Here is a 26,125-nt window from a genome sequence, read left to right as displayed (position 1 = left end):
GCGCCAGCGCCTGCCCTGCGGCGGCTGCCGCCGGCCGCCACGCCGCGTATCCGGCCGCAGGGGCAGTGGCGGCCTCGGCGCGGCGGGTGTCCTCCAGGGCCTGCCGCGCCACGAGGATTCGCGCGACCTCCGCCTCGGCGGCGGCCATCACCCGCCGCGCGGCGTCGAGCTTGATCGCCCGGACCCGGGCCAGCACCGGCAGGGGGTCACGCCGGGGCATGCAGCGCCTCCTCCAGCCGTGCGAAGGCCTCCTTCAGCGGCGTCGCCTCGCCCCGGCCCTGGTGCAGCAGCGCCTCGATCCGCGGGCCGAGGCGCAGCGCCTCATCCACCGCCGGGTCGGTGCCGGGGCGATAGGCGCCGAGCCGCACGAGTTCCGCCATTTCCGCCTGGAGGGCCAGGATGCGCCGCGCCTGGCGCATCAGCCCGGCCTGCGCCGGCGCCAGGCAGCCCGGCACGCTGCGCGACAGGCTGCGCAGCACATCCACCGCCGGATAGCGCCCGGCCTCCGCGATGCCACGATCGAGCACGACATGGCCATCGAGGATGCCGCGCACCGCGTCCGCGATGGGCTCGTCATGGTCGTCGCCCTCGACCAGCACGGTGGCGAGCAGCGTGACGGAGCCCGCGCAGCCCGCCGGCCCCGGGCCCGCGCGTTCCAGCAGCCGCGGCAGTTCGGCGAAGGTGCCCGGCGGGTGGCCGCGGGTCGCCGGCGGCTCACCGGCCGCAAGCCCGATCTCGCGGCAGGCGAGCGCGAAGCGGGTGACGGAATCGAGCAGCAGCAGCACGCGCCGGCCGGCATCGCGGAAATGCTCGGCCACCGCCATGGCGGCGTAGGCGGCTTCGCGGCGCATCGGCGCGGCGGCGTCGGAGGTGGCGCAGACCACCACGGACCGCGCCAGGCGGTCGGGGCCGAGATCGTCCTCGATGAACTCGCGAAGCTCTCGCCCGCGTTCGCCGACCAGGCCGAGCACGGTCACATCGAAGCCCGGCGCGCCGGCGAGCATGGCGAGCAGCGTGGACTTGCCGATGCCGGAGGCGGCGAACAGACCAAGCCGCTGGCCCTCGCGCAGGGTGCAGAACAGGTCGAGCGCACGGACGCCGAGCCCGATGGCGGGCCCGAGCCGGTTGCGCGTGCCGGGATCGGGCGGCGGCGCGCGCGGGTCACGCGGGATGCGGCCGCGTGGCAGCGGCCCGCCGCCATCGAGCGGGGTGCCGAGCGGATCCAGCACGCGGCCGAGCCATCCATCGGCAACCCGCAGGCCGGAATCGGGCAGCAGCGCGACCCTGTCGCCGGGCCGGGCGCGCGGCCGCCCGTGGAACGCCAGGGCACGACATTCCTCCGCCTCGACCGCGACGACCTCGGCAACCCCGCCATCCGGCAGTCGGAGCCGGTCCCCGACCGCGGCGGCGGGCCGCGGGGCGGCAAGGCGGAAGCCCGAGGGGCCGGCGGCGAGGAGGCGGGTCTCGGCCGAGACGGATGCAACCCCGGCGAGCATGTCACACGCCGCCCGGCTTCGATCGCGCATCGAGACAGGTCGCATTTCTTGCAACATTTCCCGTTAACCATTCCGCTGGGCCGCATCTGTAGGGTTTTTTCGTGAAAAACCCCTTCACTTCGCCCCCGGTCCTGTTATCTATGCACGCACAGGCTGTATGGAGAGGTGCAATGCGTGTCCTTTTGGTTGAAGATGATACGATTGTCGCCCGCGGCATCACGCTCGCCCTGAAGGGCGCGTCGATGATCGTGGACACAGCCGACACGGGAGAGGAGGCGCTGGAGCTCGCGCGGCTCTACGACTACGACATCGTCGTGCTCGACCTCATGCTCCCCGACATGGAGGGCTATGAGGTCGTCCGGAAGCTCCGCGCCGCGCGGATCGAGACGCCGGTGCTGATCCTGTCCGGCCTCACCCGCCCGCAGGCCAAGATCCGCGGCTTCGGCATGGGCGCGGACGACTACATCACCAAGCCCTTCGACCAGCAGGAACTGGTGGCGCGCATCCAGGCCATCGTCCGCCGCGCCAAGGGCTTCAGCCAGCCCACCCTCTCCGTCGGCCCCCTCACCCTCAACCTCGGCTCGCGCGAGGTGCTGGTGGAAGGGCGCAGCGTCCACCTCACCGGCAAGGAATACGCCGTGCTGGAACTGCTGACGCTGCGGAAGGGCGTGGTGCTGACCAAGGAGGCCTTCCTGAACCACCTCTATGGCGGCATGGACGAGCCGGAGGTGAAGATCATCGACGTCTTCATCTGCAAGCTCCGCAAGAAGCTGGCCCAGGCCGGCGCGGCGGAGCTGATCGGCACCGTCTGGGGCCGCGGCTACGTGCTGCGCGACCCGAATGGCGGCATCCGCTTCGCCGGCCCCGGCCCGGAACAGCACGCCGCGGCGTGACGACGCGCCGGCCGCCACGGCGGATTGTCCGCCGCCGCGATCCGTGCTTCCCGGTGCGCCGGCCCAGCGCACAGGAGAAGCCAATGCCCGCCGGATTCCGCATCATGCCACGCGGGCCAGGGATCGCCCCCGCGATCCTCGCCCGCTACCGGGCCGTCCCGGTCGCGAATGTCAGCGACTGCATGTCCCGCATCTTCGCGGCCGGCGCCTCACTGCGCCCCATGCATGCCGGCGGCGCCATGGCCGGCCCGGCCTTCACGGTCCGGACCCGTCCGGGCGACAACCTGATGGTCCACAAGGCCATCGACATCGCACAGGAAGGGGATGTGGTCGTCGTCGATGCCGGCGGCGACCTGACCAACGCCATCATTGGCGAGCTGATGCAGGCGCAGATGGTCCGCCGCAAGCTCGGCGGCATCGTCATCAACGGCGCGATCCGCGACGCGGCCGCACTGCGCGCAAGCCCCTTCCCGGTCTACGCCGCCGGCGTCACCCATCGCGGCCCCTACAAGGACGGCCCGGGCGAGATCAACGTGCCGATCGCCATCGGCGGCATGGCCATCGCGCCGGGCGACCTGGTGCTGGGCGACGATGACGGCGTGCTCTGCGTGCCGCGCGCCGACATCGAAGCGGTGCTCGCAGCCGCCGAGGCGAAGCACGCGGCCGAGACCAGGCAGATGGCCGCGATCGAGGCCGGCACGGTCGACCGCGCCTGGGTGGACGCGACGCTGAGGCGCCTGGGCTGCGAGGGCGTCTGATACTTGGCTCATGAAGTGCTGACGCACTTCATCCTCAGACGCCGGCGGCCGGCATCCGCCGGCCTTGGCTTCGCAGCACCTGCCGCGGCCGCCATTCGGCGGCTCGGCGGGCACCGCCCGCCGCAGGTGAGTACTTGACGAGCCGGGTATGACAGACACGGCGCCGGGGGCGATGGCTGCCCCCGGCGCCTCGCTCATGCCGCGGCGCGGCGCGCGGCGGGGGCGTAGACCCCCCGTTCCCCCAGCACCGGCAACAGCCGGTCGGTGAGCCCGATCACCGTCTCCGCCCCGCCGAGATAGAGCACGCCGTCCGGCACCAGCTGCCGCCCCAGCGCCTCCAGCACCCGTGTCTTGGTGGGCGCGTCGAAGTAGATCAGCACGTTGCGGCAGAAGATCGCGTCGAACTTGCCGACGGCGGCAAGGTCGGCCAGCAGGTTGCGCTCCTCGAAGCGCACCATCGCGCGCAGCTCCGCGGCCACGCGCCAGCGCGGGCCGTCCTGCTTGAAATGCTTCATCAGGCTGCGGATCGGCAGCCCGCGCTGCACCTCGAACTGGGTGAAGCAGCCCTCCTTCGCGCGTTCCAGCACCTCGCGCGAGATGTCGGTCGCCAGGATCTCCACCCGCCTTCCCGGCAGCGTGTCGGCGGCCAGCATCGCGATGGAATAGGGTTCCTGCCCGGTGGAACAGGCGGCCGACCAGATGCGGAGCGGCTGCCCCGCCGGGCGCGTGGCCGCCAGCTTCGGCAGCAGCCGCGCCAGGTGCTCGAAGGGCTTGCCGTCGCGGAAGAAGCTGCTCTCATGCGTGGTCAGCGCCTCCACCACCGCGCGTTCCATCGCCTCGCCGGGCATGGATTTCAGCCGCGCGCCCAGCGCGTCGAGCGTCGGCAGCCCGAAACGCTGCAGCACGGGGCCGAGCCGGGTTTCGAGCAGGTAGTTCTTGTCGGGCGTCAGCACGATGCCGGCGCGGCGCCGCACCAGGCCGGAGATCTCCCCGAAGGTATCGGCGTTCATCGGCTTCCCTCCGCAGCGGCGGCGGTGATCCGTGCCGCGATCTCCTCGACCGGCACCACCGCGGCGGCGATCCCCGCCTTGGCCACCGCACCCGGCATGCCCCACACGACGGAACTCGCCTCGTCCTGCGCCAGCACCAGCGCGCCGGCCTTCGCCAGTTCCCGACACCCCGCCAGGCCGTCCTGGCCCATCCCGGTCAGGATCGCGACCACCGCGCGCCCGCCGCAGGTCGCGGCCACGCTGCGCAGCATCGGGTCCACCGCGGGGCGGCAGAAATTCTCGGGCGGCGCGTCGGACAGCTGCGCGAGAAGCCCGGCCGGCGTCTCCTTCACCAGCAGGTGGCGGTCGCCGGGGGCAAGGTAGAAGCGGCCGGGCAGCAGCGGTTCCCCGTCCCGTGCCTCGGCGCAGCGCAGCCTGCCCTGCCGGCCGAGATGTTCGGCCAGCATCCCGGTGAAGCCCGCCGGCATGTGCTGCACCGCCACCACCGGCGCGGCCAGCGGGCGGTCCAGCTTCGCGACCAGCGCGGCCAGCGCCTGCGGGCCGCCGGTGGAACTGCCGAGCGCGACCAGCCGCGGCCGGCCACCCACCAGCCGCAGCGGCGCTGCCGGCGCGCGCGGCGCGAAGGCGGGCGCCGGCGCGGCCCCGCCCCGGCGCATCCGCGCCCAGCCCTTCACCTTGGCGATCAGGTCCTCGCGGAAGCGCGGGTCCGCGATGCCGCCCGATGCGGCGGAGGGTTTCGGGACGTAGTCGACGGCGCCGGCCGCCAGCGCCTGCATGGTGGCCGCGGCGCCGCGCTGGCTCAGCGCGCTGGCCACGATCACGGCCAGGCCCGGATGCGCCTTCAGGATCAGCGGCAGCGCCGTCATCCCGTCCATCACCGGCATCTCGAGGTCGAGCAGCACCACCTGCGGGCGCTCCGCCGCGGGCATGGCGGCCAGCAGGTCCAGCGCCTCGCGCCCGTTCTTCGCCTGCGCCACCAGCCTCAGCCCGGCATCGGCGCCGAGCAGCCGGCCGATCGCGCTGCGGGCCAGCGCGCTGTCGTCGCAGATCATCACGCGCACCGGCGCGCCCGTGGCGGTGGCCGTCCTGGCCGCCGCCGTCGTGGAAAAGCTCACTGCGCCTCCGCCTCCCGCAGGCCGAGCTGGACGAGCTTGTCGCCAAGGATGGCCGCGTCGAAGGGCTTCATCACGTATTCCTGGGCGCCGGCCTCCAGCGCCATCAGGATCTTCTCCTGCGTGTTCTCGGTGGTGCAGAGCATCACCACCGGCCGGTCGCGGCCGTATTCGGCGCGCGCCGCGCGCAGGAAGCCGATGCCGTCCAGCACCGGCATGTTCCAGTCCAGCAGCACCAGGTCGGGCAGCGAATCGCGGCAGGCCTCCAGCGCGCGCGCGCCGTCCTCGGCCTCGCGCACGGAATAGCCGAAGCCCTCCATGAACTTCCGCGCCACCTTGCGCACCATGCGGCTGTCGTCGACGACCAGGCAGTCGCGGCCCGGCGCGGCGGGGGCCGGCTGGATGGGGTCCGGCCGGGAGGAGCCCGACCGGAGGGGGTTGGACTCGCTCACCGCTCGCCTCCGATTGCGAGCACACGATCCACGTCGAGCATTACCAGAAGCTGACCGTCCCGCCGATGAACCCCGCGGGAGATCTCGCGCCAGAGCGGATCGAGGGTCGGCGGGTTCGGCGCGCAGTCCGCGGCGCGAAGCGGCACCACCTCCCCCACCGTGTCGGCCAGCATCGAGTAGAGCTCCCCCCCCAGCTCCACCACGATGCTCATCGGCTGCGCGTCGCGCGCCCGCGCGGGCAGGCCCAGCCGGCGGCGGAGATCGACGGCGGTGACGATCCGCCCGCGCAGGTTCATCGCGCCCGCGATCTCGGACGGCGCGAGCGGGATGCGGGTGATGCTCTGCGGGCCGAGCACGTCCCGCACGACGAGCACGGGCACCCCGCAGAGCTGGCCGGCGACGGCGAGGGTCAGGAACAGTTCCGCCTCGGCGATGGCGGCATGGATGGTCTGGGTGCGCATGGGTGGCGGTCCTCTCGCCTGGGTCGCGGGGGTGGGGCGCGGCGCCGGTCAGGCGGCGGCGGCCGCCAGGTCGAAGCAGCCGCGCAGGCTCTCCAGCAGGGCTTCCCGGTCGTATTTCGCGACATAGTCGCTGAAGCCGGCGGCGCGGCCGCGGGCGACGTGCTCCGGCTCCGCCCGGCCGCTCAGCGCCACGATCGGCAGCCCCGCCCAGGCGCCGCCTTCCCGCAGCGTGCGGGCGAAGGCGTAGCCGTCCATCCCCGGCATCTCGATGTCGGAGATGATGGCGTCGAACTCCGCCCCCTGCTCCCGCAGGCGGAGCGCCTGGGCCGGCGCTTCCACCGCCACGACCTCGTAGCCATCGGCCGCGAGCGCGGGGACGACGAGTTCGCGGAAGAAGGCGCTGTCCTCCACCACCAGCAGCCGCCGGCGCTGCTGCGCGGCGGGGGAGCGGAACCAGTCGCCGCCCGCCTGGCGCAGCCACCAGGCGGTGTCCACCACCTCCGTCACCTTGCCCGCGACGACGGCGGTGCCGAGGAAGCCGGGCCGGCCCTGGCCGGTCTTCACCTCCAGCCCCTCCTCCACCACGTCGAGGATGGCGTCCACCATCAGGCCGAGGCTGCGCTCCCTCTCGCTGAAGACCAGCACGGTCTGGCGGCCATTCTCCCCCGGCTCCGGCGCACCATGGCCGGACATGGAGACCAGCGGCATGAGCTGCCCGCGGTACTGCACCACCGGCTGGCCGGCGCTGTACTCGATCCGCTCCGCCGGGATGTCGTCGAGCCGCGCGACGAGGCCGAGCGGCACCGCCTTCGGCGTGCCGTCGCCGGCGCGGAACAGCAGCAGCGCCGTCCGGTCGCCGGACCGCAGCCCGCGGCCCGCCTGCGCCTCGGCCGCCCGCTGCCCGGCTTCCTGCGCGACGCCGGTGGCGCGGGCGATGCCGTTCGGGTCGAGGATCATGATGACGCTGCCGTCGCCCAGGATCGTGTTGCCGGTGAACATGCCGATGTGGCGCAGGATCGGCGGCACCGGCTTCACCACGATCTCCTCCGTGTCGTAGAGCCGGTCGACGATGATGCCGAACACGTTCGGCCCGACCTGCGTGACAACGACGAAGCGCGCCGCGGGCTCGGCCTCCGCCGCGGCGAGCGGGGGCTCCAGCCCCAGCACCTCGGCCAGCGAAACCAGCGGCAGCAGGCGGTCGCGCAGGCGCAGCACCGGCGCGTCCTTGATCCGCTCCACCCGCGCGCCGGACCCGCCGCCGACGCGCACCAGTTCCAGCACGCCGATCTGCGGGATGGCGAAGCGTTCGCCCGCCACCTCCACCACGAGGGCCGAGACGATGGCGAGGGTGAGCGGGATCTTGATGGTGAAAGTGGTGCCGCGGCCGAGGGTCGAGGCGACGTCGATGGTGCCGCCGATGCGCTCGACATTCGTCTTCACCACATCCATGCCGACGCCGCGGCCGGACACGGCGGTGACGGCCTGCGCCGTCGACAGGCCTGCGCGGAAGATGAAGCGGTGGACCTCCCGGTCGCTCATCGCCGCCAGCTCGGCCTCTCCCGCCAGGCCCTGCGCCAGCGCCTTGGCGCGGATGCGCGCGGTGTCCAGGCCCTTACCGTCATCGGCGATCTCGATGAGGATGTGCCCGCCCTCGTGATAGGCGTTCAGCGTGATGCGCCCGGTTTCCGGCTTGCCGGCGCGGCGGCGGTCCTCGGTGGATTCCAGCCCGTGGTCGGCGCTGTTGCGGACCATGTGGGTCAGCGGGTCCTTGATCAGCTCCAGCACCTGCCGGTCCAGCTCCGTCTCGGCGCCGCGCATGTCGAGCTCGATCCGCTTGCCGAGTTCGTGCGCCAGGTCTCGCACCAGGCGGGGCAGCTTCTGCCAGGCATTGCCGATGGGCTGCATGCGCGTCTTCATCACCCCGTCCTGCAGGTCCGACGTGATGTGCGACAGGCGCTGCAGCGGCACGGTATAGGCGCCGTCGCCGCGTGCGCGGGCCAGCTGCATCAGCTGGTTGCGGGTCAGCACCAGTTCGCTGACCAGCATCATCAGGTCCTCCAGCACGTCCACCGCGACGCGGATGCTCTGCGGCGGCGCGACGCCGCCCGGCGCCGCCTCGGCGGCCGGCGCCTCGGCCGCCGGCGGGGTCGGCGCGGCGGCGGGCGCTGGCTCGGGCGGCGCGATGGCGGGCGCGGGCACGGCCTGCGGGGTGGCGGCGGGCGCAGGCCCATGCGCCGCGGCGTCGAGATCGGCGATCAGGGCGGTGTCGTCGCCCGGCGGCTCGCTGCCCCCGGCTTCCAGCCCCGCCACGATCTCCTTGATGCGGTCGAGCGCGCGCAGCACCAGCGTGACGCCGGCCGGCGTCACCTCCATCGCGCCGTCGCGGTAGAGGCCGAGGATGTTCTCCGCCGCATGGGCGACCGCCTCCAGCCGGGACAGGCCGAGGAAGCCGCAGGTGCCCTTGATGGTGTGGACCGCGCGGAAGATCTCGGACAGGGTCGGCCGGTCGTCCGGGGCCTTCTCGAGCCTCACCAGCGCGACATCGAGCGCGGCCAGCCCTTCATGCGTCTCGGCCAGGAAGTCGGCGATGAGGTCGTCCATGGGGCCTCCGGCGGGTCGGTGTCCGGCGGAGGCTGCCCCATCGCGAAGAAGAAACGGTAAATGGCGGGGGGTCTTCTTGCGTCCCTCCGCCCCGGCGTCACGCTGTGGGCGTGGCCACCAGCATCAGCGGCGCCGCGCCGCCCGAAGGGCCGAACAGCAGGTCGAGCCGGACGCGCCCGGCGGCCGCGACCAGGGCCAGCAGCACCGGCGCGATGCCGCGCGGCGACGGGGCCGGCGGGTCGCCCGCCAGCGCGGCGGCCAGCCCGGCGGGCCAGGCGGCGCCCGGGCCGTCGGGCCAGACGGTCAGCCGTTCCGCCCCCTCCCCCGCCAGCCGGACCACGCCGCCGCGGGGCAGCGCCTCCATCCCGACCCAGGTCGCGAGCAGCAGCGACTGCGCCGCGGCCGGGTGGAGTTGCAGGCCGGGCGCGAGCCCGCCCGTGTCGACCGTCGCGCGGCGGCCGAGGGTCAACCCCTCGGCCAGCTGGGCGATCTCGTCCCGCCCGCAGTCGCCGCAGCCGCCGATGGCGGCGCGCAGGAAGCGAAGGCGGCGGTCGATCACCCGCACCGCATCATGGGCGACGCCGGCCGCGTCATCCGCGTCGCGCGGGCCGCGGGATTCGGACTCCATCAGCTCGATCGCGGCGGCAAGGGCGCCGACGGCGCCGCCGAGGTCGTGGCAGAGCCGCGTGCAGACCGCCTGGGCCAGGGCCAGCTTCTCTGGCAGCATGAAACATCTCCACTGCGGCCGGGGGCCGCCATCGGGGCGCAGACGCCGGGCACGGGGCCAGGGCCGGGCCGGCAGGCTAGTCGCGAAGGTGTAAACAAAGGTAACCAGCCGCGGTGACGAACGACTTTTTTCCAGGAATGCGCGTGCGCCTGCCCGACCGCCCGGACTGGGGCGAAGGCCAGGTGCAGTCCGTCGCCGGGGACCGCATCACCGTGAATTTCGAGAATGCCGGGAAGGTCATGATCCTGCGGGCGCAAAGCCGGCTGGAATCCGTGGAGGAGGGCCGGTGAGCGGCCTGGGCGTGGAAGCCGTCGCGCTGCTGGGGGACTGGCGGCTCTGGGCGGCGGTGGTGGTCACCGCGATCTCGGGCGTGATGCGGGGCTATTCGGGCTTCGGCACGGCGGTGCTGCTGGCGCCGGCCTATTCGGTGATCTGGGGGCCGCGAATCGGCATCCCGGTGATGCTGCTGATGGAGCTGTTCGTGTCCATGCAGCTGCTGCCGAAGGCGCTGAAGCAGGCGGATGCGCGGGTGATCCTGCCGATCGGCGCCGCGGCCTGCGTGATGACGCCGGTCGGCGCCTTCATCCTGCTGACCGCCGACCAGGACCTGCTGCGCCGCTTCATCGGCGGCTTCGTGCTGGTCTTCGGTCTGTTGCTGCTGTCGGGCTGGCGCTACCACGGGTCCCGCCCGCTCGGGCTCAACGTCGCGGTCGGCTCGCTCGCCGGGCTGCTGAAGGGCGCGACGGGGATGAGCGGGCCGCCGGTGATCCTGTACCTCCTGGCGGGGCCGGAGGAGGCGAAGCGCCACCGCGCCAACCTCATCCTGTTCTTCGCTACCATCGCGGTGATCTCCGTCATCCCGCCGGCGGTCGCCGGGCTCTATGGGTGGTCGTCCATGGTGAAGGTGGCGCTGCTGCTGCCGGTTATGCTGGTGGCGGTGCCGATCGGCGCGCGGCTGTTCCATGTGGTGCCGGAGCGGCTGTACCGCCGCCTGGCGCTGGTCTTCCTGGTCACCACCGGCACGGTCACGCTGCTGGCCTGACCGCCGCCGCGCCGCCCCGGCCGGAAGGGGGCTTGCGCTCGGGGGGTGCGGTGGACCAAATCCCCCCTGCGCCGCCCGCATCCGGGGCGCCAGCCAGCGAATGATCGGGGGCCAGACTGCGATGATCGATCCGTTCGGCCGGCGGGTCAGCTACCTGCGCGTGTCGGTCACCGACCGCTGCGACCTCCGCTGCGTCTACTGCATGTCGGAGGACATGACCTTCCTCCCGAAGGCCGAGGTGCTGACGCTGGAGGAGCTGGACCGGCTCTGCGGCGCCTTCATCGGCCTCGGCGTCGAGAAGATCCGCCTGACGGGCGGGGAGCCGCTGGTGCGCAAGAACGTCATCAGCCTGTTCCGCAGCCTCGGCGACCGGATCGGGACGGGCGGGCTGAAGGAGCTGACGGTCACCACCAACGGCACCCAGCTGGTGAAGATGGCGGACGATCTGTACTCGGCCGGCGTCCGGCGCATCAACGTCTCGCTCGACACGCTCGACCCCGCCACCTTCACCGCTGTCACCCGCTGGGGGAAGATCGACCAGACGCTGGACGGCATCTTCGCGGCCAAGGCGGCGGGGCTGGCCATTAAGATCAACGCCGTCGCGCTGAAGGGCGTGAACGAGCACGAATTCGACCGGATGCTGGCCTGGTGCGGCGAGCATGGTTTCGACCTCTGCCTGATCGAGACCATGCCGCTCGGCGAGATCGGCGGCGACCGGACGGACCAGTACCTGCCGCTGTCCACCGTCCGCACCCGCCTGCGGGAGAACTGGACGCTGGAGGACAGCGACTACCGGACCGGAGGGCCGGCGCGCTATTACACGGTGCGCGAGACGGGGCGGCGGATCGGCTTCATCACGCCCCTCACCCACAATTTCTGCGAATCCTGCAACCGTGTGCGGCTGACCTGCACGGGGACGCTGTACATGTGCCTCGGCCAGGACGACGCCGCCGACCTGCGCCGCCCCCTGCGGGACCCCACGCTCGACGAGGCAGGGTTGCAGGAGGCGATCCTGGAGGCGATCTCCCGCAAGCCGAAGGGACACGATTTCGTGATAGACCGCAGCCGCAAGACACCCGCCGTCGCCCGCCACATGAGCGTGACGGGCGGCTAGGCGCGCGCCGATGCTCCAGGAGATCGCGGCGACGCTCACCATCCCCGGACTGCCCGAATGGACGGGCCTGGTGCTGCTGGTGGTGCTGCTGCTGGTCGGGCTCGCCTATCTGCTGATGCCCTTCAGCGTCTTCGGCGTGAAAGGGCGCCTGGAAGCGATCGAGACCCAGCTCGACGAGATCCAGACCGAACTCCGCACCCTCGCGCTGCGCCTGCCGGAGCCGGGACGCCGCCGCCCTCCGGTGGAGGAGGACTGGGCGGAGCCGCCCGCCCTGGGCCCCCGCCGCGCCGAGCCGGAGCCGCCGCCCCGCGCCATGCCGCCCATCCCGCCCCCCGCGGCCTGGCCCGACGGCCGCGGCGGGCGCGCCGAGCCGCGGATCGAGTGGCCTCGCCCGCCACGCTAGTTGCGCGGCACGACTTGAGGCCCCTATTCTGTTCCGGACTCGCATCGCAACGCCGGGGCCGCCCATGCCTGCACGCCGCATCGTCACGAAGGGCCTGACGGCCGCCTCCGCCCTTCTCCTCGCCGCCTGCCAGGAACCCGCCCAGCGCGTGGTGGTGGTGCCCGCCCAGGCCACGGGGTGCGACACCTCCTTCCAGGTCGTCAACAGCTCCTCCGCGACGGTGGAGCGGTTGTATTTCAGCCATTCCAGCCTCTCGGGCTGGGGCAACGACCAGCTCGGCAGTTCCGTGCTGCCGCCGGGGCGGCTGGTGAACTACCGCGCGGCCAATACGGGCAGTTACGATTTCCGCGTGGTCTGGACCAATGGCCGCGCGGCGGAGCTGCGGGGCGTGAATGTCTGCCGCGCCAGCCGCATCACCGTCACCAATGGCGGCCTGATCGCAAGCTGACGCGCCTGCGCGCGGGCCGGGGGCTTGCCCCCCCCGCGCGCGCAAGGCTTGATCGCGGGCCACCCTGCCGGAGCCCGCCCTGCATGCGCGTCGCCATCGTCCAGATGAACCAGGGCTCGGACAAGGCCGCCAACATCGACCAGGCGCGCCGGCTGATCGAAGGCGCGCTCGCCGCTGACCGCCCCGACATGGTCAGCCTGCCGGAGACCTGGACCAATCTCGGCGGCGGGCGCGACGCCCGCTTCTCGGCGGCCGAGACCCTGCCGGAGCCGGGGTGCACGGGCGGCGCGGCCTATGAGTTCCTGCGCGAGGTCGCGCGCGCCAACCGCATCCACGTCCATGGCGGCTCGATCATCGAGGCGGGCGGGGAGAAGCTGTTCAACACCTCGCTGATGTTCGACCCCGAGGGGCGCGAGATCGCGCGGTACCGCAAGATCCACCTGTTCGACATCACCGCCCCCGACGGCACGGGATACCGCGAGAGCGCGCTGTACGGCGCCGGGACCGGGCTGGTCTGCGTGGAGGCCGGCGGCCTGCGCTGGGGCCTGACCGTCTGCTACGACATGCGCTTCGCCGAGCAGTATGTGGCGCTGCGGCAGATGGGGGCGGACGCCATCCTGGTGCCGTCCAACTTCACCCTCCAGACCGGCAAGGACCACTGGGAGGTGCTGCTGCGGGCGCGCGCGATCGAGACGCAGTGCTGGATCGTCGCTGCTGCGTCCTGGGGCGGCTACGAGGAACGCGGCGCGACGCGGCAGGTCTATGGCCATTCGCTGGTGGCGGACCCTTGGGGGCATGTGGTGGCGAAGTGCAGCGACGGGACGGGCTGGGCGACGGCACGGATCGACCCGGCCGTCACGGCGCGGGTGCGGCGGGACATGCCGGTGCTGGAGCATCGCGCCGCCAGGCGCGTGGAGGAGTTGGCCGCAAGGCGCGTGGAGGAATTGGCCGCCAGGCGCGTGGAGGAGTTGGCCGCAAGGCGCGTGGAGGAGTTGGCCGCGAGGCGCGTGGAGGGGTTGGCCGCGAGAAGCGGGGACGCGCCGTGACGGGGCGACCCCGCAGCGGCGCGGGCGCGTGACCAACCGCATCGCCTTCCTCGCCGCGCCGACCGAAGTGGCCCGCGCCGCGCAGGACGCGCTGGCCGCGCGCTACGGCGCGGCGCCGCTCGACCGGGCGGAGGTGGTGGTCGCGCTCGGCGGCGACGGGATGATGCTGGAGACGCAGCACCGCCTGCTCGGCCGCAACCTGCCGGTCTATGGCATGAATTGCGGCAGCGTCGGCTTCCTGATGAACGACTTCCGCGAGGACGGCCTGCCCGAACGCCTGTCCGCCGCGCAGGCCGCCACGCTGCACCCGCTGCGGATGAAGGCCTTCACCGCCCGGGCGGAGGCGACCGACGCGCTGGCCATCAACGAGGTGTCGCTGCTGCGGGAGACGCGGCAGGCCGCCAAGATCCGCATCCTGGTGGACGGCAAGGAACGGCTGAAGGAACTGATCTGCGACGGCATCCTGGTCAGCACGCCTGCCGGCAGCACCGCCTACAACCTGTCGGCCCATGGCCCGATCGTGCCGCTCGGCGCGAACCTGTTGCCGCTGACGCCGATCAGCGCCTTCCGCCCCCGCCGCTGGCGCGGCGCGCTGCTGCCGGCCGAGGCGCAGGTGGTGTTCGAGGTGCTGGAGCCCGACAAGCGCCCGGTCGCAGCCGTGGCCGACTACACCGAGGTGCGCGACGTCCGCCGCGTGGAGGTGCGGGAGGACCGCAGCGTCGCCCTGACGCTGCTGTTCGACCCCGACCACGGGCTGAGCGAGCGCATCCTGGCGGAACAGTTCACGGTATAGGTTGTCCTCAGACGGCGGGCGCCGCCTCCGGCGGCTTGCCTCCGCGCCGACGCGCTGTCCCGCCTGGCCCGGCGGTTGCCCTGCGCGCGGGCGCCCCGCCGGGCGCCTTCCGCCGTGACGGGCCGGGCTGGCCGCACCCCACCCCGCCCCCGCCGGGTTGACGGGGGCGGCGGCGGGTGCCATCCGCACCCCCCGCCCCGGTGCTCCACAGGGGCGCCATCCAACCGTGGTGACGGCCCCCGCCGCACGGTGACAGGCCGGACCATGGAACCGCTCGCTTCGGACACCTTCCCCGCCGACCCCTCGACCCCCGCGGAGGCCGGCGGCACGCTGGTGATGGCGCTGCCCAAGGGCCGCATCCTGTCGGAACTCGCCCCCCTGCTCGCCCGCGCCGGGATCGAGCCGGCGGCCGACTTCGCCGACGAGGGCAGCCGCCGCCTGCGCTTCGAGACGAACCACCCGACGCTCGACGTCGTGCGGGTCCGCAGCTTCGACGTGGCCACCTTCGTCGCGCACGGGGCCGCGCAGATCGGCGTCTGCGGCGCTGACGTGCTGATGGAATTCGACTACGACCAGATCTACGCGCCGCTCGACCTCGGCATCGGGCGCTGCCGCGTCTCGGTCGCGGAACCGGCGGACCGCGCGGGCGGGGACGACATCGCGGGGTGGTCGCGGGTGACGGTGGCGACCAAGTATCCCGCCATCGCGCGCCGCCACTTCGCCCAGAAGGGCGTGCAGGCGGAGGTGGTCCACCTGAACGGCGCGATGGAACTCGCCCCCTCGCTCGGCCTCTCGCGGCTGATCGTGGACCTGGTGCAAACGGGATCGACGCTGAAGGCGAACGGCCTGGTGGAGACGGAGGTGATCGCCAACGTCACCTCCCGCCTGATCGTCAACCGGACGGCACTGAAGACGCGGCCGGAGGTGATCGCGGCCTGGATCGCCCGCTTCCGGGCGGCATTGGCGGAGAGGGACGCGCGGTGAAGCGCCTGGACACGACCGACCCGGGATTCGAGGCCGCGTTCCGCGCCCTGCTCGACGACGCGCGGGAGACGACGGCCAGGGTCGATGCGGCGGTGGCCGCCATCATAGCGGAGGTGCGCGCCCGCGGCGACGCCGCGCTGCTCGACCTCACCGCCCGCTTCGACCGCTGGCGCCCCTCCTCCGCCACCGCGCTCCGCGTCACGCCGGCCGAGATCGCCGCCGCATCGGCCGCCGTGCCGGGGGCGCAGCGCGCCGCGCTGGAACTCGCGGCCGGCCGGATCGAGGCCTTCCACCGCGCGCAGCTGCCGCGCGACCTGGAGCGCGAGGAGGCGGGCATCCGTACGGGGATGCGCTGGACGGCGCTGGACGCGGTCGGGCTCTACGTTCCGGGCGGCAAGGCGGCCTACCCCTCCTCGGTGCTGATGAACGCGCTGCCGGCGAGGGCGGCGGGCGTCGGGCGCATCGCCATCTGCGTGCCGACGCCGGACGGGATGCTGAACCCGCTGGTTCTCGCCGCGGCCGCGCTGTGCGGGGTGGAGGAGGTCTGGCGCATCGGCGGCGCGCAGGCGGTGGCCGCGCTGGCCTGGGGGACGGAGGGCATCGCGCCGGTGGACCGGGTGGTCGGCCCCGGCAATGCCTATGTCGCGGAAGCGAAGCGCCAGGTCTTCGGCCGCGTCGGCATCGATTCCATCGCCGGCCCGTCGGAGGTGGTGGTGATCGCCGATGGGTCGAACGACCCGCGCCATGTCGCGCTCGACCTGCTGGCGCAGGCCGAGCATGACGAGGCCGCGCAGTCCGTCCTGGTCACCGACGATGCGGCCTTCGCCGACCGCGTGGCGGCGGCCGTGGCCGCGGAACTCGCCACCCTGCCGCGCGCGGCCATCGCCGGCGCGTCCTGGGCGGCGCATGGCGCGGTGATCCTGGTGCGCGACTGGGAGGAAGCGGCGGCGCTGACCAACCGCCTGGCGCCGGAGCATCTGCAGATCATGGTGCCGGGGGCGCGCGACCTGCTCGGCCGCATCCGCCATGCCGGCGCCGCCTTCCTCGGCCGCTGGTGCCCCGAGGCGGTGGGCGACTACGTCGCCGGGCCGAACCACGTCCTGCCCACCGGGCGGACGGCGCGCTTCGCCTCCGGCCTGTCGGTGTTCGACTTCCTGAAGCGCACGACCTGGGTCGAGGCGGAGGAGGAAGGGCTGCGCGCGATCGGGCCGGCGGCGGTGGAACTGGCCAGGGCCGAGGGGCTGGACGCCCACGGCCTCAGCATCTCCGCCAGGCTGGACGCCTGATCCGCGCGGGCGGCCGCGGTGCCGGCGGGCCTTGCCCGGGGCGCGAATCCGCCCTCTGCTTGACCCGGCGGGCCGGCACGCTCATGTTCCGGCGCGAATCCGATTATTGCGTCCTGTCTGCACGCCCCACCCCCCGGGGCGGCGCGGCAGGCCGCGTCACATAGAAGGAGCCTCATGTCGAAAGAGGACATGATCGAGTTCAGCGGCCAGGTGGTCGAGCTGCTGCCCAACGCGATGTTCCGCGTGAAGCTCGACAACGACCACATGGTCCTGGCCCATACCAGCGGGAAGATGCGCAAGAACCGCATCCGCGTCCTCGCGGGGGACCGCGTGAATGTCGAGATGACGCCCTACGACCTGACCAAGGGCCGCATCACCTTCCGCTTCAAGTAGGACCGGGCCGCCTTCCCGCGGCGCATCGGCGCCGCCCGGACCCGGCCCGCCGCCCCTCCCACGGCCACCGCGCCGGGCGGGAGCCGCGCGCCCCGGCACCGGGATGACCTGCGCCCGGCGGGATGCCGGCGCGATTCGCCGGAGCCGGGCGCGGCCTTCGTTGAGGACAGAATGACGACACCCCCGCCCCGCCCGCCCCTCGTGCTGGCTTCCGCCAGCCCGCGGCGGCTGGACCTGCTGGCGCGGATCGGCGTCGTGCCCGACCGCGTGCTGCCCACCGAGATCGACGAGACCCCGCGCAAGGCGGAACTTCCGCGCCAGCTTGCCGCCCGCCTCGCCCGTGGAAAGGCGGAAGCGGCGGCCGCGCAGGCGCCCGGCGCGCTGGTGCTGGCGGCCGATACGGTGGTGGGCGTCGGGCGCCGCATCCTCGGCAAGCCGGCGGACGAGGCGGAGGCGCGGCGCTTCCTCGAACTCATCTCCGGCCGCCGCCACCGCGTGATGACCGGGGTCTGCCTGATCCGCCCGGATGGCCGGCGGTCGGAACGGCTGGTCACCACCATCCTGGGCTTCCAGCGCCTGACAGAGGCGCAGGTCGCGGATTTCCTCGCACTCGGCGAATGGCGCGGCGTCGCGGGCGGCTACCAGATCCAGAAGCGGGCCGAGGTCTTCGTGCGCTTCCTGTCCGGCAGCCATTCCAACGTGGTCGGACTTCCGCTGTTCGAGACGGCGCAGCTGCTGCGGGGCGCGGGCTGGCTGCGGCCCTAGGCGCCGGGCGGTGACGGACAGCCTCCGCATCGCCGTCTCGCCCGGGGAGCGCCGCGTGGCGCTGCTGCGGGACGGCCGCCTGCACCTCGCCGCGATCGAGCGTCCTGCCCGCCCCGACGGGGTGGGCGACCTGCATCGCGGCCGTGTCACCGCCATCGCCAGGCCGATGTCCGGCGCCTTCCTGCTGCTCGGTGACGGCAGCACCGGCTTCCTGCCGGACAGCGAGGCACCGGACCGCCGCGCGGTGCAGGACGGCGCGATCCTGCCCGTCCGCGTCACCCGCGCCGCCCAGGGCGGCAAGGGCCCGCGCGTGACCGCCCGGCTGGCCGAGCCCGAGCGCGCGGCGGCGGCGGGCGGGGGCGTCGCGCTGGTCCGCCGCGGCCCCGATGCCGCGCTGCGCTTCGCCGCCGCGGCCAGGGCCGCCATGGTCGTCGTCGATGACGCGGCGGAGGCGGCGCGGCTGCGCGCATCCCTGGGCGCCGACCGCGTGCGGCTCGACCGCGCCGGCGCCTTCGACGACGCGCTGGAGGCGGAGTTCGAGGCGCTGGCCGGGCCCGAGGTGCCCTTGCCCGGCGGCGGGCGGCTGCTGGTGCAGCCCGTCGCCGCGCTGACCGCCATCGATGTCGATGCCGGCAGCGGCGCGGGCCAGGGCGATGCGGGCGCGACGCTGCGGCTGAACGAGGCGGCGGTGGCGGAGGCCGCGCGCCAGATCCGCCTGCGGAACCTGGCGGGCGCCATCCTGCTCGACGTCGCGGGCCTCACGGCGAAGCGGCGCGAGGCGCTGGCGGCGCCGCTGGCCGCCGCCCTGGCCGCGGACCCGCTGCGCCCGGAACTGCTGGGGCTGACCAGGCTCGGCCTGTTCGAGATCCGCCGCAGCCGGGTGCATCCGCCGCTGCACGAGGTGATCGGCGCGCCTCCCTCCCCCCTCACCCACGGCTTGGCCGCGCTGCGCCGCGCCGCGCGGGAGGCCGCGGCGATGCCGGGCCGGCCGCTCGCGCTCCGCGCCGCGCCGGTCGTGCTGGCGGCGGTCGAGGCGCTGGATGGCGCGTTGGAGGCGTTCCGGGCCGGCGCCGGGCGCGCGCTGTCGCTGCGGCCCGACCCGGCCCTGCCCCCGGGGCGCGAGTCGATCGAGGATGCCGCATGAGCACCACACCGAAGCCCCGCCCGCCGCGCCGCTGCCCGATCTGCGCGAAGCCGCTGGAGCAGGCGGGCCGCCGCTTCTGCTCCGACCGCTGCGCGCAGGTGGATCTCGGCCGCTGGCTGAAGGGCGACTATGCCATCCCGGCCGGTCCGGAGGAGATGCGCGAGGAAGAATAGCAGGGGTGGGTGGACAGCCCCGGCATCATCCGCTATCACCCGCGGCCTCTACCGGGCCGGTCCGCCGGCCCTCCGCATGGGCGCCCAGGTAGCTCAGTTGGTAGAGCATGCGACTGAAAATCGCAGTGTCGCTGGTTCGATTCCGGCCCTGGGCACCATTCCCGAAATTCCCGACCGATCCCGATCACCCCCCCGTTCACGCCTGCCTGTGGCCCGCCCTGGCCGGCAGCGCGCGGCGGATGGCCTGGGCGGCTGGGCCGATGACGGTCGAGACCAGCGGGATGATGGCGGCGCCGACCAGCAGGCCGAAGGCGCCCGACGCCGCCGCGCCCACCAGCCAGCCCACCGCGCCGCCCGCCGCCGCCACGGCATGGCCGGCATGCTCCGCCAGGTCGTGGACGAGATGCGCAGGGGCGTCGAGGCCGAACTCCTCCAGCCCGTGCAGGATGATGCCGCCGCCCACCCACAGCATCGCCGCGGTGCCAACGATGCCGAGCAGGCGCAGGAAGGGCGGCATCCCGGCCACGATGGCGCGGCCGAGGCCGCGCAGCCCGCCCGACCCGCTGCGGGCCAGCGCCAGGCCCGCGTCATCCGCCTTCACGATCAGCGCCACCGCGCCATAGACGACCACCGTGATGCCGATGCCCACCACCGCCAGGATCACCCCCTGCATCAGCAGCGAGCTTTCGGTCGCCGAGGCCAGCGTGATGGCCATGATCTCGCCCGAGAGGATGAAGTCGGTGCGGATGGCGCCGGCCACCTTCGCATCCTCCAGCGCCTGCGGGTCCGCGGGGGCGAGACCGGCTTTCGCCTCATGCGCATGGGCGGCGTGGGGGGCGATCGCCTCGTAGATCTTCTCCGCCCCCTCGTAGCAGAGGAAGGCGCCGCCCAGCACGAGCAGCGGCGTGATCAGCCAGGGCGCGAAGGCGCTCAGCAGCAGCGCCGCAGGCAGCAGGAACAGCAGCTTGTTGCGGAGCGAGCCGAGCGCGATCCGCTGCACGATCGGCAGTTCGCGCGCAGCCTCGAAGCCGACCACGTAGCGGGGCGTGACGGCGGCGTCGTCGATCACCACGCCGGCCGCCTTGGCGCCTGCCTTGGCGGCCTGGGCGGCCACGTCGTCCACCGACGCCGCCGCCACCTTGGCGATGCCGATGACGTCGTCGAGGAGGGCCAGGAGACCGGTGCTCATGCGGGGGCTGCCTCATGCTTCGGGTGCACCGGGCCAGGGCGAGTGCCGTGGTCCGGGGATGGCGATCACCGCCTTCAACCCGCGGCGGGCCGCCCGGATCACCTGCACGCGAGCTTGTCAGCCGCGGAACCCGCGAAGCTGCCGAAGCCGGGGCTGGCCGGCCCCCGCCCTACGCCTCCGCCGAGACGCGGAGGACGTGTTCCGCGAGCGCGAGGGAGGCGGTGAGGCCCGGGCTCTCGATCCCGAACAGGTTCACCAGGCCGGCCACGCCATGCGCGGAGGGCCCCTGCACCACGAAGTCCTGCGCCGGTGCGCCGGGGGCCACGATCTTCGGCCGGATGCCCGAATAGCCGGGGGTGAGCGCACCGTCCGGCAGGTCCGGCCAGTAGCGGCGGATGGCGGCGTAGAATCCTTCGGCGCGGCGGGGGTCGACCTCGTAGTCGATGCGGTCCACCCATTCCACGTCGGGCCCGAACTTCACCTGCCCGCCCATGTCGATGGTGACATGGGTGCCGAGGCCGCCTGGCACCGGCACCGGGTAGATCAAGCGGGTGAAGGGCGCGCGGCCCGCGAGGGTGAAGTAGTTGCCCTTGGCGTAGTAGGCGGGCGGGACATGCGCCGCCGGCATCCCCTCGATCCCGCGGGCCAGGGCCGGCGCGTGCAGGCCGGCGCTGTTCACCAGCAGGCGGCAGCGCAGCGCCATCGGCTCCGCCCCGCCGATGCGGAGCTCGATCCCCTCCCCGGTCGCGCGCCCGCCTTCGACCGGCGCGTGGAAGACGAACAGCGCGCCGGCATTCTCCGCCTCGCCCTGCAGGGCCAGCATGTAGGCATGGCTGTCGACGATGCCGGTGGAGGGGGAGTGCAGCGCGGCGGTGCAGCGCAGCGCGGGCTCCATCGCCTGCGCCTCGGCCGCGGTCAGGGGGCGCAGGTCGTCCACGCCGTTGGCGGCAGCGCGCTGGCGGATGCCTTCCAGCCGCCCGGCCTCCTCCTCGTTCGTCGCGACGATCAGCTTGCCGCAATTGCGGTGCGGCACGCCGCGGCTGCGGCAGAAGTCGTAGAGCATGTGCTTGCCGGCCACGCAGCTCCGCGCGATGAGGCTGCCGGCGGGATAGTAGATGCCGGCATGGATCACCTCGCTGTTGCGCGAGGAGGTGCCGGTGCCGATGCCCTCCGCCGCGTCCAGCACCAGGACCTCGCGCCCGGCAAGGGCAAGGGCGCGCGCCACGGCGAGCCCGACGACGCCCGCGCCCACCACCACCGCATCCACCTCGTCCACGCCGTTCCCTCCAGCTCCGCCGCGCCCGGCGACGCCCGCCCGTTGCTTTCCAGGCGGCACCCCGCCCGTTGCGTATCTAGCGGCAAGCCGGAGGCACGGCAGCCCCCCGGCCGCGGTCACGCATCCGCGGCCCCGGCCATCAGCGCCAGCCCCTCCGCCACCGAGACGAACTCGCCACCCGCCACGAGCCTTTCCTCGCCGAAACGTGTTGCGAAGACCCCCCGCACCGCGGGGACGAGGGAGGTGCCGCCGGTCAGGAAGACGCGGTCCACCTGCCCCGCCGCCAGACCCGCATCGGCCAGCGCCGCATCCACCGCCGCGCCGATCCGCGCCAGTTCCGGGGCGATCCAGGATTCGAACTCGGCGCGGCCGATGGCGGCGCGCATCGCGAAGCCGGCATGGGCGAAGTCGAGCACGGCGGATTCGGCGGTCGACAGCGCCGCCTTCACGCCGGAGACGGCGCGGTACAGCGCGTAGCCCGCTTCCTCCTCCACCAGCGCGATCAGGTGGTGCAGCCGCTCCGGATGGTCGGCGGTGCGCGCCACCTGCGCGATGTCGCGCAGCACGCGCGGCGCCCGCATCAGCGACAGCAGGTGCCAGCGCGCGAAGCTGGCGTACCAACCGACCGGCACGGGCATGGTTTTGCCCATCACCCCGTAGCCATCCCCCTTGCCGAGCCGCGGCGAGACGACGTGGTCGATGATGCGGAAGTCGAAGGCGTCCCCCGCGACGCCCACCCCGGCATGGCCGAGCGGCAGGACGCGCCGCGGCGGCCCCGGCTCGAACCGCAGGACGGAGAAGTCGCTGGTGCCGCCGCCGAAATCGGCGACCAGCACGGTGGCGGGGCGGTCCAGCCGGGCGGCGAAGCGGTGCCCGGCCGCGGCGGGCTCCAGCGCCACCTCCAGCTCGGCGAAGCCCGCGGCGGCGAAGGCGGCGCGCAGGCGGCGCTCCGCCAGGTCGTGGTCGGCCGCGTCGCCCACGAAGCGCACGGGGCGGCCGACGACCACGCGCGCGCCCTCCACCTCCGCGCGGAAGGGCGCCAGCAGTTCCCGCAGGAACAGCGCCACCAGGTCCTCCAGCCGCCAGGCCGCGCCGAAGATCCGCGTCTCGGTGAAGCTGCGCTGCGCCAGGTAGCTCTTCATCGACATGATGAGCCGGCTTTCGAGCGGGTCCTCCAGATAGGCGTCGATGGCGCCCGGTCCGGCGGCGTGGCGCGTCCGGCCGCCCGCGCCGGTCCAGAAGCAGAGGACGGAGCGGAAGACGTCGCCCGTCGCGTGGCGCAGCGTCGCCGCCGTGCCGTCGGGGCGCAGCAGGGCGACCACGCTGTTGGTGGTGCCGAAGTCGATGCCGATGGCGGGGCGCATGGGAGGGGGAGGAGGACCGGAAGGGGGCGCGCCTTGAAGCCCGGCCGCGCCGGCTTGGCAAGCGCGGCGTCAGGGGGACTCGCGCGGGGCATTGGCCGGCGCGGCGGCGGGCCAGAGATGGGCGCGCCAGCGCAGCAGGATCGCCAGCGTCCCCGCCAGCCCCACCGCGCCGTACAGCGTCGCGGTCGCGGCGAAGCCGAGCGCCCCGATCAGCGGGCCCGCGATCCACAGCCCGATCGGCAGGCCGTAGACCGCCAGCGTCCGCAGCCCCATCACCCGCCCGCGCAGCTCCGCCGGCGCGTTGCGGAGCTGGAGCACCGACATCGGCACGATGCAGAAGGCCTGCGCCAGCCCGGCCAGCAGCAGCACCGCGACGCCCCCCGCCATGCCGGTGGTGAGGCCGAGCGCGATGGTCAGCGCATGCCAGGCCAGCGCCGCCGCCATCATCACCCGCCCGGGCAGCACCGCCTGGCCGAGCCGGCTGATCAGCAGCGCGGCGGCGACGCAGCCGAGCGCGGCGCTGGCCGAGAGCAGGCCGAGCGCCGCCTGGCCGCTTCCGTACACCTCCCGCGCGACATAGGGCAGCAGGCCGAGCACGAAGGGGTAGGCCGTCAGGTTGATGAGGAAGGCGAGGCACATCGCCGCCATCTGCGGCGGCGTGTCGCGCACCAGCCGCGCCGCCTGCCGCAACTCCCCCCAGGGCGAAGCCCGCGCCACCGGCGGTCCCGCCGGCCGCGGCCGCGGCGCGACGCCGCGGGTCAGCAGCACGCTCGCGCCATAGAGCGCGACGATCATCCCATAGGCCCAGGCCATGCCGAGCCCCGCGACCATCCCCGCCCCCGCCAGCGGCCCGATGACGCGCGCCGAATCGGCGGTGATGCGGGACAGGCCGAGCGCGCCCATCAGCCGCTCCGGCGGCATCGTCTCGCTGATCAGGACGTTGCGCAGCCCCATGTCGGAAGCGCGCACCACCCCGCCCAGCGCCGCCACCGCGAAGGCATGGACGGGGGTGAGCAGCCCGGTCGCGGCAAGGACAAGCAGCACCGAGGCCAGCAGGAGATAGAGCGCCCGCATCGCGCAGAGCAGGTTGCGGTGGCCGATCCGGTCGCCCACCACGCCGAAGGCCGGCGCGACCAGCGTGCCGAGGAACGGGAGGGAGGCGAAGACCGCCAGCAGCAGAACCGATCCCGTCTCCGCCAGCACGAACCAGCCGAGCGCGAGGACCTCCATCTCGGCCGCCCAGGAGGTGGCGAGGTCGGCGGGCCATTGGAAGCGGAAGCTGCGGACGCGGAAGGGCGCCAGCATGGCCGGGCGGGGCGGCGCCCCCGGCGGGACGCGCGGCGTCAGGCTCACGCGGTGCCCCGCATCCAGTTCCTCCCGGCAGGGTCGCGGGCGGCGGCTTCGCGCCCGGCTGTCCGCGCGGAGGCTAGCGCGGCGCGGCGGCGGCGCCCAGCGCGCCCGCGCGCGGGGGTCTTGCGCCCGGCGCGCGGGTCGGCTTTCCTGATGCGACTGATTTGCAATTGCACATCGAAGCCCAACCGATCGCCGACGCCAAGCAGGACCTTCCGGCCGATGACCCCGCTCCGCCCCCACGCCGCTGCCCTCCCTCCCCGGTCCGCCGCGGCATGAGCGCGCCCGACCTCTCCCTCCTCGGGCTCGTGCTGCAGGCGGGGCCCGTGGTGCAGGGCGTCATGGCGCTGCTGCTGCTCGCCTCGCTCGCCTGCTGGGCCATCGCGATCGAGAAGGCGATCCTGCTCGGCCGGCTGTCGCGGCAGATGCGGCGGCTTGCCGCCGCGGAAGGCGGGGCGGCGGGCGAGGGCCTGGCGGCGGAGGTGCAGCGCGCCGCGGCGCGGGAATGGTCGGGCGGCCGCGACCCGGGCGAGAGCCGCGCGGAGTACCGCGAGCGGATCGAGCGCGCGATGCGCGACGCGCTCTCGGCCGGGCTGAGGGGCGTGCAGGGCGGGCTGCCGCTGCTCGCGACCACCGGCGCCGTCGCGCCCTTCATCGGGCTGTTCGGCACGGTCTGGGGCATCATGGGCAGCTTCCAGGGCATCGCCCAGGCGCATGACACCAGCCTGGCCGTGGTGGCGCCGGGCATCGCGGAGGCGCTGCTGGCCACCGCGATCGGGCTCCTCGCCGCCATCCCCGCGGTGATCGCCTACAACCGCCTGATCCTGCGCTTCGCGCGGCTGCGGCAGGAGGGCATGACCGCGATCGGCGCCATCGGCGCGCGGCTGTCCGCCCGCCCGCCCCAGGCCGCCACGCCGGCCGCGGCGGCGTAGCGCCATGGCGATGATGCGCGGCGACGGGCCGGAGGAGGATGACGACGCGGCCCCGATCGCCGAGATCAACGTCACGCCGCTGGTCGATGTGATGCTGGTGCTGCTGATCGTCTTCATGGTGGCCGCGCCGATGATGACGGCCGGCGTCAAGGTGGACCTGCCGCGCAGCGCCGCGCCGCGCAGCAGCGACCCGCGCCCCCCGGTGATGCTGACCCTGACGCGGGAGGGCACGATCCATCTCGACCGCGACGAGGTGGCGGAAGCCGCCCTGCCCGCGCGCCTGGCCGCCCTGCGGGAGGCGGATACCGCCGTCACCGTGCATGTGCGCGGCGACCGCGCCGTTCCCTATGGCGAGGTGTTGCGCGTGATGGGCCGCGTCGCCGCGGCCGGAATCACCCGTGTCGCCCTGGTCTCCGAGGGCGAGACGCCGGCGGGCGGGCGCTGAAGGTGGAAGGCGTCTGGCGGATCGAGTCGCGGCAGGCGCCGCGCGCGGCGCCGCGGAGCCGGGCGCGGCTGCTGGGCGTGCTGGCGGCGCTGGCGCTGCATGGCGGCGTCGCCGCCGCGCTGGTCGCGCCGGGCCGCCCGGCCGAGCCACCGGCGCCGGAGGTGATCCCCCTGCTCGCCCTGCAGCCCGAGCCGCCGGCGGAGGAGCCGCCGATCCTCCCCGCCGCCGAGCCCCTGCCGCAGCCCGAGGCGCCGGCCGCCCCTCCTCCCCCCGAGCCGTCCCCTGTGGAGGCCGAGCCGCCATCCGAACCCGTGCCGGAGCCACCGCCACCCGAGCCGCCACCCGAACCCGTGCCGGAGCCGCCACCGCCAGAGCCGCCGCCTGCACCACCGCCGCCAGCACCGTCGCCGCCGCGGCCGGCCCCGCGCCCGGCGGCGCCCCGGGCGGGGGGGGGCCCCCCCCCCCCCC

The 26,125-nt window shown here is 74.1% G+C and carries 29 protein-coding genes, 1 tRNA gene and 1 pseudogene; 19 read left to right on the top strand and 12 right to left on the bottom strand.

Going from position 1 to position 26,125, the window contains the following annotated elements; translation table 11 throughout:
- A partial coding sequence (locus ACK8OX_RS23905) for a hypothetical protein (RefSeq protein WP_430666782.1) occupies positions 1 to 220 on the bottom strand: 220 nt, incomplete at its 3' end.
- Complete coding sequence (locus tag ACK8OX_RS23900; RefSeq protein WP_430666781.1) at positions 207 to 1,496, bottom strand: FliI/YscN family ATPase; 1,290 nt, start codon at positions 1,494 to 1,496, stop codon at positions 207 to 209. The genes ACK8OX_RS23905 and ACK8OX_RS23900, both read right to left, overlap by 14 nt.
- A 170-nt stretch (positions 1,497 to 1,666) precedes the next feature.
- On the opposite strand from ACK8OX_RS23900, the gene ctrA reads away from it, so the two are divergent.
- On the top strand, positions 1,667 to 2,389 hold the full coding sequence (gene ctrA / locus ACK8OX_RS23895; RefSeq protein ID WP_430666780.1) for a response regulator transcription factor CtrA: 723 nt from the start codon (positions 1,667 to 1,669) through the stop codon (positions 2,387 to 2,389).
- Positions 2,390 to 2,472: 83 nt separating this feature from the next.
- Positions 2,473 to 3,147 carry an RraA family protein gene (locus ACK8OX_RS23890; protein WP_430666779.1) on the top strand — a complete coding sequence of 225 codons (675 nt, stop codon included), beginning with the start codon at positions 2,473 to 2,475 and terminating at the stop codon, positions 3,145 to 3,147.
- Positions 3,148 to 3,341: 194 nt separating this feature from the next.
- Here the strand turns inward: ACK8OX_RS23890 and ACK8OX_RS23885 are convergent, their stop codons facing one another.
- From ACK8OX_RS23885 to ACK8OX_RS23860, 6 genes are all read right to left on the bottom strand, one after another.
- Complete coding sequence (locus ACK8OX_RS23885; RefSeq protein ID WP_430666778.1) at positions 3,342 to 4,157, bottom strand: CheR family methyltransferase; 816 nt, start codon at positions 4,155 to 4,157, stop codon at positions 3,342 to 3,344.
- Positions 4,154 to 5,272 carry a chemotaxis-specific protein-glutamate methyltransferase CheB gene (cheB, locus tag ACK8OX_RS23880; protein WP_430666777.1) on the bottom strand — a complete coding sequence of 373 codons (1,119 nt, stop codon included), beginning with the start codon at positions 5,270 to 5,272 and terminating at the stop codon, positions 4,154 to 4,156. Before cheB ends, ACK8OX_RS23885 begins: the two co-directional genes overlap by 4 nt.
- A complete protein-coding gene (locus ACK8OX_RS23875; protein ID WP_430666776.1) occupies positions 5,269 to 5,721 on the bottom strand; it encodes a response regulator in 453 nt (150 codons plus the stop codon). Before ACK8OX_RS23875 ends, cheB begins: the two co-directional genes overlap by 4 nt.
- Positions 5,718 to 6,182, bottom strand: a complete 465-nt coding sequence (locus ACK8OX_RS23870; RefSeq protein WP_430666775.1) for a chemotaxis protein CheW — start codon at positions 6,180 to 6,182, stop codon at positions 5,718 to 5,720. Before ACK8OX_RS23870 ends, ACK8OX_RS23875 begins: the two co-directional genes overlap by 4 nt.
- Positions 6,183 to 6,230: 48 nt before the next feature.
- Entirely contained in the window at positions 6,231 to 8,783 is a 2,553-nt protein-coding gene (locus ACK8OX_RS23865; protein ID WP_430666774.1) for a chemotaxis protein CheW, read from the bottom strand.
- A gap of 97 nt (positions 8,784 to 8,880) precedes the next feature.
- Positions 8,881 to 9,510: a histidine phosphotransferase family protein gene (locus ACK8OX_RS23860; RefSeq protein WP_430666773.1), complete on the bottom strand. Its 630-nt coding sequence runs from the start codon at positions 9,508 to 9,510 to the stop codon at positions 8,881 to 8,883.
- Between the two features lie 137 nt (positions 9,511 to 9,647).
- On the opposite strand from ACK8OX_RS23860, the gene ACK8OX_RS23855 reads away from it, so the two are divergent.
- From ACK8OX_RS23855 to ACK8OX_RS23790, 14 genes are all read left to right on the top strand, one after another.
- Complete coding sequence (locus ACK8OX_RS23855; RefSeq protein WP_430666784.1) at positions 9,648 to 9,800, top strand: DUF3553 domain-containing protein; 153 nt, start codon at positions 9,648 to 9,650, stop codon at positions 9,798 to 9,800.
- On the top strand, positions 9,797 to 10,552 hold the full coding sequence (locus tag ACK8OX_RS23850; RefSeq protein ID WP_430666772.1) for a TSUP family transporter: 756 nt from the start codon (positions 9,797 to 9,799) through the stop codon (positions 10,550 to 10,552). The genes ACK8OX_RS23855 and ACK8OX_RS23850 overlap by 4 nt, the downstream gene beginning before the upstream one ends.
- 121 nt (positions 10,553 to 10,673) lie before the next feature.
- Positions 10,674 to 11,666, top strand: coding sequence for a GTP 3',8-cyclase MoaA (moaA, locus tag ACK8OX_RS23845; RefSeq protein WP_430666771.1), 993 nt, complete (start codon positions 10,674 to 10,676; stop codon positions 11,664 to 11,666).
- Positions 11,667 to 11,676: 10 nt separating this feature from the next.
- A complete protein-coding gene (locus ACK8OX_RS23840; RefSeq protein ID WP_430666770.1) occupies positions 11,677 to 12,069 on the top strand; it encodes a hypothetical protein in 393 nt (130 codons plus the stop codon).
- A 64-nt stretch (positions 12,070 to 12,133) separates the two neighbouring features.
- The gene (locus tag ACK8OX_RS23835) at positions 12,134 to 12,517 is read left to right on the top strand and encodes a hypothetical protein (protein ID WP_430666769.1); all 384 of its coding nucleotides are present in this window, start codon (positions 12,134 to 12,136) and stop codon (positions 12,515 to 12,517) included.
- Between the two features lie 83 nt (positions 12,518 to 12,600).
- Complete coding sequence (locus ACK8OX_RS23830; RefSeq protein WP_430666768.1) at positions 12,601 to 13,563, top strand: nitrilase-related carbon-nitrogen hydrolase; 963 nt, start codon at positions 12,601 to 12,603, stop codon at positions 13,561 to 13,563.
- Between the two features lie 28 nt (positions 13,564 to 13,591).
- Positions 13,592 to 14,356, top strand: coding sequence for an NAD kinase (locus ACK8OX_RS23825; protein ID WP_430666767.1), 765 nt, complete (start codon positions 13,592 to 13,594; stop codon positions 14,354 to 14,356).
- 336 nt (positions 14,357 to 14,692) lie between these two features.
- A complete protein-coding gene (gene hisG, locus ACK8OX_RS23820) occupies positions 14,693 to 15,340 on the top strand; it encodes an ATP phosphoribosyltransferase (RefSeq protein WP_430666783.1) in 648 nt (215 codons plus the stop codon).
- Positions 15,337 to 16,626 (top strand): histidinol dehydrogenase, encoded by a 1,290-nt coding sequence (gene hisD, locus ACK8OX_RS23815; RefSeq protein WP_430666766.1) that lies wholly within the window; start codon positions 15,337 to 15,339, stop codon positions 16,624 to 16,626. The genes hisG and hisD overlap by 4 nt, the downstream gene beginning before the upstream one ends.
- 174 nt (positions 16,627 to 16,800) lie before the next feature.
- Positions 16,801 to 17,019, top strand: a complete 219-nt coding sequence (gene infA / locus ACK8OX_RS23810) for a translation initiation factor IF-1 (RefSeq protein WP_026033499.1) — start codon at positions 16,801 to 16,803, stop codon at positions 17,017 to 17,019.
- Between the two features lie 171 nt (positions 17,020 to 17,190).
- Positions 17,191 to 17,784 (top strand): Maf family protein, encoded by a 594-nt coding sequence (locus ACK8OX_RS23805; protein WP_430666764.1) that lies wholly within the window; start codon positions 17,191 to 17,193, stop codon positions 17,782 to 17,784.
- 10 nt (positions 17,785 to 17,794) lie between these two features.
- Entirely contained in the window at positions 17,795 to 18,928 is a 1,134-nt protein-coding gene (locus tag ACK8OX_RS23800) for a ribonuclease E/G (RefSeq protein WP_430666763.1), read from the top strand.
- The gene (yacG, locus tag ACK8OX_RS23795) at positions 18,925 to 19,101 is read left to right on the top strand and encodes a DNA gyrase inhibitor YacG (RefSeq protein WP_430666762.1); all 177 of its coding nucleotides are present in this window, start codon (positions 18,925 to 18,927) and stop codon (positions 19,099 to 19,101) included. Before ACK8OX_RS23800 ends, yacG begins: the two co-directional genes overlap by 4 nt.
- Before the next feature lie 82 nt (positions 19,102 to 19,183).
- Positions 19,184 to 19,259, top strand: a tRNA-Phe gene (locus ACK8OX_RS23790).
- Between the two features lie 38 nt (positions 19,260 to 19,297).
- On the opposite strand, the gene ACK8OX_RS23785 is transcribed toward ACK8OX_RS23790, so the two are convergent.
- From ACK8OX_RS23785 to ACK8OX_RS23770, 4 genes are all read right to left on the bottom strand, one after another.
- Positions 19,298 to 20,290, bottom strand: a complete 993-nt coding sequence (locus ACK8OX_RS23785) for a DUF808 family protein (RefSeq protein ID WP_430666761.1) — start codon at positions 20,288 to 20,290, stop codon at positions 19,298 to 19,300.
- 169 nt (positions 20,291 to 20,459) lie between these two features.
- Entirely contained in the window at positions 20,460 to 21,566 is a 1,107-nt protein-coding gene (locus ACK8OX_RS23780; protein ID WP_430666760.1) for an NAD(P)/FAD-dependent oxidoreductase, read from the bottom strand.
- Positions 21,567 to 21,682: 116 nt separating this feature from the next.
- Positions 21,683 to 22,930 (bottom strand): Hsp70 family protein, encoded by a 1,248-nt coding sequence (locus ACK8OX_RS23775; protein ID WP_430666759.1) that lies wholly within the window; start codon positions 22,928 to 22,930, stop codon positions 21,683 to 21,685.
- A gap of 69 nt (positions 22,931 to 22,999) precedes the next feature.
- Positions 23,000 to 24,283, bottom strand: coding sequence for an MFS transporter (locus ACK8OX_RS23770; protein ID WP_430666757.1), 1,284 nt, complete (start codon positions 24,281 to 24,283; stop codon positions 23,000 to 23,002).
- Positions 24,284 to 24,555: 272 nt separating this feature from the next.
- On the opposite strand from ACK8OX_RS23770, the gene ACK8OX_RS23765 reads away from it, so the two are divergent.
- The 3 genes and pseudogenes from ACK8OX_RS23765 to ACK8OX_RS23755 all read left to right on the top strand — a co-directional run.
- A complete protein-coding gene (locus ACK8OX_RS23765) occupies positions 24,556 to 25,212 on the top strand; it encodes a MotA/TolQ/ExbB proton channel family protein (protein ID WP_430666756.1) in 657 nt (218 codons plus the stop codon).
- 4 nt (positions 25,213 to 25,216) lie between these two features.
- The gene (locus ACK8OX_RS23760) at positions 25,217 to 25,657 is read left to right on the top strand and encodes an ExbD/TolR family protein (RefSeq protein WP_430666755.1); all 441 of its coding nucleotides are present in this window, start codon (positions 25,217 to 25,219) and stop codon (positions 25,655 to 25,657) included.
- A gap of 2 nt (positions 25,658 to 25,659) precedes the next feature.
- Positions 25,660 to 26,125 (top strand): annotated as a pseudogene (locus ACK8OX_RS23755) (hypothetical protein); the annotation flags it as partial.

The organism is Falsiroseomonas sp. CW058, assembly GCF_050563535.1.
In the GTDB taxonomy this organism is placed as follows: domain Bacteria; phylum Pseudomonadota; class Alphaproteobacteria; order Acetobacterales; family Acetobacteraceae; genus Falsiroseomonas.
The sequence above is the reverse complement of the archived record's forward strand: the minus strand, read 5'-3'. Positions and strand labels throughout refer to the sequence as shown.

Bases quoted from the DNA above. Each gene is read 5' to 3' on its own strand.
- ACK8OX_RS23865 (WP_430666774.1), bottom strand. From the start codon at position 8,783: ATGGACGACCTCATCGCCGACTTCCTGGCCGAGACGCATGAAGGGCTG.
- ACK8OX_RS23765 (WP_430666756.1), top strand. From the start codon at position 24,556: ATGAGCGCGCCCGACCTCTCCCTCCTCGGGCTCGTGCTGCAGGCGGGG.
- yacG (WP_430666762.1), top strand. From the start codon at position 18,925: ATGAGCACCACACCGAAGCCCCGCCCGCCGCGCCGCTGCCCGATCTGC.
- ACK8OX_RS23840 (WP_430666770.1), top strand. From the start codon at position 11,677: ATGCTCCAGGAGATCGCGGCGACGCTCACCATCCCCGGACTGCCCGAA.
- ACK8OX_RS23830 (WP_430666768.1), top strand. From the start codon at position 12,601: ATGCGCGTCGCCATCGTCCAGATGAACCAGGGCTCGGACAAGGCCGCC.
- ACK8OX_RS23775 (WP_430666759.1), bottom strand. From the start codon at position 22,930: ATGCGCCCCGCCATCGGCATCGACTTCGGCACCACCAACAGCGTGGTC.
- ACK8OX_RS23760 (WP_430666755.1), top strand. From the start codon at position 25,217: ATGGCGATGATGCGCGGCGACGGGCCGGAGGAGGATGACGACGCGGCC.
- ACK8OX_RS23900 (WP_430666781.1), bottom strand. From the start codon at position 1,496: ATGCTCGCCGGGGTTGCATCCGTCTCGGCCGAGACCCGCCTCCTCGCC.
- ACK8OX_RS23870 (WP_430666775.1), bottom strand. From the start codon at position 6,182: ATGCGCACCCAGACCATCCATGCCGCCATCGCCGAGGCGGAACTGTTC.
- ACK8OX_RS23885 (WP_430666778.1), bottom strand. From the start codon at position 4,157: ATGAACGCCGATACCTTCGGGGAGATCTCCGGCCTGGTGCGGCGCCGC.
- ACK8OX_RS23860 (WP_430666773.1), bottom strand. From the start codon at position 9,510: ATGCTGCCAGAGAAGCTGGCCCTGGCCCAGGCGGTCTGCACGCGGCTC.
- infA (WP_026033499.1), top strand. From the start codon at position 16,801: ATGTCGAAAGAGGACATGATCGAGTTCAGCGGCCAGGTGGTCGAGCTG.
- ACK8OX_RS23835 (WP_430666769.1), top strand. From the start codon at position 12,134: ATGCCTGCACGCCGCATCGTCACGAAGGGCCTGACGGCCGCCTCCGCC.
- ACK8OX_RS23890 (WP_430666779.1), top strand. From the start codon at position 2,473: ATGCCCGCCGGATTCCGCATCATGCCACGCGGGCCAGGGATCGCCCCC.
- ACK8OX_RS23855 (WP_430666784.1), top strand. From the start codon at position 9,648: ATGCGCGTGCGCCTGCCCGACCGCCCGGACTGGGGCGAAGGCCAGGTG.
- hisG (WP_430666783.1), top strand. From the start codon at position 14,693: ATGGCGCTGCCCAAGGGCCGCATCCTGTCGGAACTCGCCCCCCTGCTC.
- ctrA (WP_430666780.1), top strand. From the start codon at position 1,667: ATGCGTGTCCTTTTGGTTGAAGATGATACGATTGTCGCCCGCGGCATC.
- moaA (WP_430666771.1), top strand. From the start codon at position 10,674: ATGATCGATCCGTTCGGCCGGCGGGTCAGCTACCTGCGCGTGTCGGTC.
- ACK8OX_RS23805 (WP_430666764.1), top strand. From the start codon at position 17,191: ATGACGACACCCCCGCCCCGCCCGCCCCTCGTGCTGGCTTCCGCCAGC.
- ACK8OX_RS23785 (WP_430666761.1), bottom strand. From the start codon at position 20,290: ATGAGCACCGGTCTCCTGGCCCTCCTCGACGACGTCATCGGCATCGCC.